The sequence below is a fragment of the Nocardia noduli genome, assembly GCF_019038455.1.
Taxonomy (GTDB): domain Bacteria; phylum Actinomycetota; class Actinomycetes; order Mycobacteriales; family Mycobacteriaceae; genus Nocardia; species Nocardia noduli.
This window is the reverse complement of record NZ_JAFMPL010000193.1, coordinates 1-5,930: the sequence shown is the minus strand read 5'-3', so window position 1 is coordinate 5,930 and position 5,930 is coordinate 1. Positions and strand designations below refer to the sequence as shown.

Sequence of the window (5,930 nt, the reverse complement as noted above, 5' to 3'; positions counted from 1 at the left end):
CTTGATCCGGCGGTGTATCCCAGTCGGACGGCATGGGGTGTGCCGTGTTGCCTGCGAGCGGGAGTCCGGCGCGTGGTGGTTGGGGGTGCGCCGGTCAGACCGTGCTGATCGACCAGGCGGCGTGGGGGACGTAGAACTCGCGGCCCGTTTCGTCTCTCGCGAGGATCGGGAGTTGCAGTTCGACGCCTATCAGGCGCAGGTCGGGGGCGGGGCGGGAATCGATGGTGATCGCCAGGGCGCCTTCGGGGTAGTCGTGGCGGCTGACCACCTGGTCGAGTTTCTCGCCGGTGGGGGTCACGTAGACGAGTTGGGCGAGCCAGGGAGCCTCGGCGACCTTCTTGGGCAGTGACAGTTGCAAGGGGTAGCCGGGGGGGACTTCCAGGTCGACGGTGCTGCCCTGCCTGCACTGCGCCGCGTCGGGGGCGCAGGGGAGGCCCGCGAAGACCGTGCCGTCGGCGTCGGAGGGGCTGCGGGGCAGAACCTGGCAGTCCCGCATGGTGACGGCGCAGTAGGCGAACGGGGTCACGTCGACGGTGCGGCCCTTCGCGTAGGCGGTGAGCTCGGGGGTGTGCTCGGGCGCGTCGCGGACGGTCACCACCAGCACGGCCACCGTGGTGGCCACGACGACGAGCAGTGCCGCCGCGACCAGCGCGAGAACTGTGCGGGTATTCGGCTTCGTCACGACCTCGCCTCGCTTGCCGCGGCGCACGTCGTCGGCTCGCTGCGCTCACTCACAGATGGGCTCTCCCGTTCCTCGTTGGATCCGTGTGGTTGTCGACCGTTCGGCCTGCGGTTCGGTGGCCTCGTGACGGTCGGTCGGCACTTCCTGCTCGGCGTGCAACGGACGGTGTCCGCCGAGGCCGGGCAGCAGGGAATGACCGCGGTAGCTCACGAAGGTCTGAATAAGGCCGAGGGCCAGTATTCCGGTGACCACCGCGAAACCCTTCCAGTACTCGGTCGGCAGCAGCACACCGGCCGCGCCGCCGACCACCCAGCTGAGCTGGAGCACGGTTTCGGAGCGACCGAAACCGGAGGCGATCGACTCCGGCGGCAGATCGTCCTGGATCGACGCGTCGAGCGAGACCTTCGCCAGCGCGCTCGCGCCCGCGGCCACCAGTGTCGCCACCGCGGCGCCGAGCAGGTTGTCGGTGAACACCGCGAACAGCGACACCGCCGTGCACGCCGCGGTGCAGCCGAGGACGATCAACTGCGGACGGCCGAGTTTGAGCCGCGCTCCGGTCGCGTTACCCGTGAAATTGCCGACGGCCGCCGCCACACCGACGACGCCGAGCATGGTGGCCTGGTGCCAGCCGCCGTCGCCGGTGGCCTTGGCGACGAAGGCGACGTAGAACATCAGGAATCCGGTCAGTACGCGAATAGCGCTGTTACCCCAGAGCCCGGTGACCACGGCGCGGCCGAGCGGCTGTCGGCGTTTGCGCGGCGGTACCGCGGACGGGTCGCCCGCTGCGAGCACCTCGGTCGTGGAATCGTCGCCGCGATAGCTCAGTGTCGTGGGCACCTCGCCTTCGGTGACCTCGACCCAGCTCGGGATGCGCAGACTCAGATAGACGCCGGTGACGGCGATGATCGCGGCGAGCACGAGCGCTCCGGTCGACCCGGCGATCGAGGCGGCCAGCGCGGCCAGCGCGCCCGCGCCGATGGTGCCGCCGACCAGGCCGAACACGGTCAGCCGGGAATTGGTGCGCACCAGATCGATATCGGGTGGCAGCACTCTCGGCGTCACCGCGCTCTTGAGGACGGCGAACGATTTACTGCCGACCATCATGCACAGCGCGAGCGGATACAGCGCCCACGAATCGATCTGGAAGATCAGCACCACCGCGACCACCACGCGGACCGCGTAGGAACTCGCCAGAGCCAACCTTCGGCCGCGTTGCAGCCGATCCAGCAGCGGCCCGATCACCGGCGCGATCAACGCGAACGGCGCGATGGTGATCAGCAGATACAGCGCGACCTTAGATTTGCTCTCGGCGGTCGCGCTCGCGAAGAACAGCGTATTGGCCAGCGCGACGGCGATCGCGGCGTCGAGGGCGAAATTGGCCATCGTCGCGTAGGTGAGCGCGGTCAGGCCGGATTTGTCGGCGCCGTCGGCCTTGGCGGCGCGCTGGAAGGTCGCGAAACCCTTCTCGGTGAGTTCCCGGCCGCGCATCGCGGCGACCCTGGTGACCGTCAGCTTGCGCGGCATCCGTTGCGGGTCGGGCGCGCTCTCCTCGGTCGGCGGATCCAGCGGCCGCGTCGGAGCGGGCCGGGGCTGCTCCGACCCGCGCGCGGGCTCCGACTTGCCGGGGAAGACGTTGCGCGGTGCGGCGGCGTCATCCCGACCCGTCGCGGGGAGGCGACGGGTCTCCGCGCGCGGATCGGGCGCGCGCCGCGGCTCGCCCGCCGCGGGCGGCCTGCGGCGGGTGTTGCGTTCGGGGTCCAGTGGCGGTAGCGGTCTGCGGTTCGCGGCGGCGTTGGGGGGCGGATACCGGTCGAAACCGGGGTGCCGTTCGATCGGGGGCTCCTCGCCGTCCCACGGACCACGGGCGGGACCGGAGGGTTCGCGGGGAGTAGTCACACCGTCAATTCTGGACCATCGGCCCGCGGCGGTCTTAGGCCGTTGGCGTGAGTGTCGCGAAAGTCGCGTCCGGTGTGAGGGGCGCGTCCGATGACCCGGGACACATTCGGTGGCTGCGGCGTTGTGCGGCAACACGATCCCGGTCAGACGGGCACGAAACGCACTTCGAACACGGTCGGCCAGTACTTGCCGGTGACGAGGAACCGGTCGGTGCCCGGCAGCTGCGCGATGCCGTTGATCACGTCGGTTCGCGCGCGTTCGGTGGGCGAGAGCAGGCCCCGCGCGTCGATGACGTCGAGCACCTCGCCGGAGTCGGGATCGATGCGCAGGATCCGGTCGGTCGGGTAGTCGTTGGCGTAGACCGAACCGTCCTGTGCGCAATCGAGTTCGTTGAGGTGCGCGCCGCCGCGATCGCGCAGGGTGACGGTTCCGGTCGGCGCGAAGGTCTCCGGATCGCGGAAGGTGAGCGTGTCGGTTCCGTCGCTCATGACCAGGCGGCCCGCCCTCGTGCAAAGCCCCCAGCCCTCACCCTCGTAGGTCACCTGTCGGCGCACCGCGAGGGTGACCGGATCCCGGGCGAAGGCGACATGGTCCTTCCACGTGATCTGCCACAGCGTGTCGCCCGCGCGGGTGACGCCCTCGCCGAAATACGGTGCGGGCAGTTCGGCCCGCGCCAACTCCGCGCCGGTCTCCAGATCGGTCGCGCGTACGCCCGACTCGCCCGACATTCCGGTGCTTTCGTAGAGGACTCGCCCGTCCACTTCGAGCCCCTGGGTGAACGCCTTCGTGTCGTGGGCCATGGTGCCGACGACCTCGATGCGCAGCTGCGGAGGCTCCTCGTCGACACCGCCGCAACCTGCCACCGCGAGCAGACAGACCAGGACTGGGACGGCCAACGAACGCCGATTGCGTTCCATACGGCAAAATGTAGGCCGTGAGCGCAGTTTCTGTTTCGGAGCCCGGTGTCCGGCCGATTCTGGCCGATGCCGTGGACGTTGCCCGTCGTGCGCTCCTGGCGTTGGAACCAGCGGGGGTCGGCGCACATCTCGGCGTCGCCGCCGAGGACGACAATGCCGCGACGCACCGCTTCGAGGCCACCCTTCGTGGCTATCGCGGCTGGCAGTGGGCGGTCGTGGTGGCCGCGCCGCCGGGCGCCGACTACGCGACCGTGAGCGAATCGGCGCTGCTGCCGGGCCCCGAGGCGCTCGTCGCCCCCGATTTCGTGCCGTGGGAGCGGCGCGTCCGTCCCGGCGATCTCGCGCCGGGCGATCTGCTCGCCCCGCCCGCGGGCGATCCGCGCCTGGTCCCCGGCTATATCGCGACCGGCGATCCCGTGGTCGACGAGGTCGCGCTCGACATCGGCCTCGGCCGCACCAAGGTCCTCTCCCTCGAGGGCCGCGAGGAAGCCGCCGAACGCTGGTACACCACCTACGGCCCCGACACCGAGATGGCCAGGGCCGCCCCGTCCACCTGTGGACTCTGCGGCTTCTACGTGCCGCTGGCGGGCGCCCTGCGCGCCGCCTTCGGTGTCTGCGGTAACGCGATGGGCGCGGACGGTCACGTGGTCCACACCGAATACGGGTGCGGAGCGCATTCCGACGTGGAGGCGCCGACCGGCGGTGGTTCGCCGCTGTACGAGGCGTACGACGACGCGGCCTACGACGTTGTTTCCGTGGAACCGTCGCGTGCTCGGTCCGCGAACGAGGACGGCGATGTCTCGTCCGGCGCGAACGCGTCGGGTGATGTCGTCGTGAGCGACACCGCGCCCGGGGATTCTCCGTCGACTGGGTCGGCGTCCGTGTCGAGTGACATCACCGCGACCGAGGGCGCCGAGACCTCGGCCGATTCGGCGTCAGCCGTTGTCTCGTCACCGTCCGGGTTCGCGCCGTCGACGGAGGCTGCGGCCGCTACAGGTGTCGCGCCTGCTACGGATGTCGTTCCTTCGGCGGATGTCGAGCCCTCGCCGGAGGCCGAGTCGAGCGATACGACGTCGACCGAAACCGTGCGTACCGACAACGGCGAGATCGCCTCTGCCGTAGACGATTCGTCGGGGGATACCGGAGCGCGATCCACGCAGGATGCCGCGCCTGGCGATCTGTCCGGTGCGGGCGGTTCGGCGGACCCGGGCCGACAGCGGTCCGAGGCGGGTGAAGAATCCGCCGATGACGTTGCGCTCGAGGCGGATTCGTCGCGTTTCCACTCCTCGCCGCAGAGTTGAGCGAGGTGGCCGATCCGTTCGGGTCGGAGCGATTGAGGTCGGCGGTGCTGACGGCGTGGCGGGATTCGCCGACCAGGTTGCGCGAGGACGCGGCGACCGAGGCGGATCTGGTTCGCTCCGGATACCGTGACCGACTGCTGACCGAACTCGCCCAGAACGCCGCCGACGCCGCGGCCGAGGCGGGGGTGCCGGGCCGCGTGTCGGTGCGCCTGGACGGGCGGACACTCCGGATCGCCAATACCGGTGCGCCCCTCGATATCGAGGGCGTGCACTCGCTGACGGCGCTGCGGGTCTCCGGCAAGGTCGATCCCGACGTATCGGTCGGCCGGTTCGGTGTCGGTTTCACCGCTGTCCTCTCGGTCAGCGACGACATCGAATTGCGTTCGACCACGGGCTCGTTGTCGTTCTCGCGCGAACGCACCCGGGCCGCGCTGCGTGACAACGGGATTCGTATGCCGGGTGAGACCGCGCCGGGTACAGGCGATGTCGAACCCGGTTTCCTGCCGCCGGTCCTGCGCCTGACCTGGCCGCTGGCCGATCCGCCCGCGCCCGGCGCGGATTCCGAGGTCGTGCTGCGGTTGCGTGACGAGGTGGACGAGCGGGCGCTGGTCGAGTCCATGCGCGCCGAAGCGGTCGATCTGCTGCTCGAACTGCCCGCGCTGCACAGTATCCGGATCGGTGACGACGAGATCACCAGTGCGGTAACCGATCTCGACAAAGGCTTGCAGGAACTGCGGATCACGGTCGACGGCGAAGCGCCACGGATCTGGTGGCAGTTCCGCACCGCCCGCGCCCGCTGGCTGGTTCCCGTCCGCAAGGGCAGGCCGGTGGCCGCCGCCGACGACGTGCTGCGCGCGCCGACCCGCTCCGACGAGGATCTGTCGCTGCCCGCCCTGCTGGTCGCCGACATCCCGATGCAACCCGACCGCAGGCGGCTGCTGCCCGGCGCGCGCATCGCCGAATTGGCCGCCGGATACGCCGATTTCGCCAGGGCCCTGCCGCGCCTGGACCGCCTCGTCCTCGTCCCCGCCCCCGGTTTCGCGCGCGGCGAGGTCGACGCCCTCCTCCGCGAGGCCGTCATCGCCGAACTGCGCAACAATGCCTGGCTCCCCGTCGTCGCCACCGCCCCCCGCC

At 70.4% G+C, this 5,930-nt stretch carries 5 protein-coding genes; 2 read left to right on the top strand and 3 right to left on the bottom strand.

The features are described from left to right. Nucleotides 1–94 precede the first annotated feature (94 nt). The 3 genes from JZ792_RS40535 to JZ792_RS40525 all read right to left on the bottom strand — a co-directional run bounded on the left by JZ792_RS40535 (nucleotide 95) and on the right by JZ792_RS40525 (nucleotide 3,495). Nucleotides 95–682: a DUF2771 domain-containing protein gene (locus tag JZ792_RS40535; protein WP_216918204.1), complete on the bottom strand. Its 588-nt coding sequence runs from the start codon at nucleotides 680–682 to the stop codon at nucleotides 95–97. Nucleotides 683–727: 45 nt separating this feature from the next. Beyond that, nucleotides 728–2,578, bottom strand: coding sequence for an MFS transporter (locus JZ792_RS40530; protein ID WP_216918203.1), 1,851 nt, complete (start codon nucleotides 2,576–2,578; stop codon nucleotides 728–730). Between the two features lie 143 nt (nucleotides 2,579–2,721). After that, a complete protein-coding gene (locus JZ792_RS40525) occupies nucleotides 2,722–3,495 on the bottom strand; it encodes a glutaminyl-peptide cyclotransferase (RefSeq protein ID WP_216918201.1) in 774 nt (257 codons plus the stop codon). Between the two features lie 17 nt (nucleotides 3,496–3,512). On the opposite strand from JZ792_RS40525, the gene JZ792_RS43145 reads away from it, so the two are divergent. After that, nucleotides 3,513–4,796: a DUF3027 domain-containing protein gene (locus JZ792_RS43145; RefSeq protein ID WP_308165646.1), complete on the top strand. Its 1,284-nt coding sequence runs from the start codon at nucleotides 3,513–3,515 to the stop codon at nucleotides 4,794–4,796. A 5-nt stretch (nucleotides 4,797–4,801) separates the two neighbouring features. After that, a partial coding sequence (locus JZ792_RS40515) for a sacsin N-terminal ATP-binding-like domain-containing protein (protein WP_368858178.1) occupies nucleotides 4,802–5,930 on the top strand: 1,129 nt, incomplete at its 3' end.

Coding starts and splice junctions, on each gene's coding strand:
- JZ792_RS40525 (WP_216918201.1), bottom strand. CDS start 3,495: ATGGAACGCAATCGGCGTTCGTTGGCCGTCCCAGTCCTGGTCTGTCTG.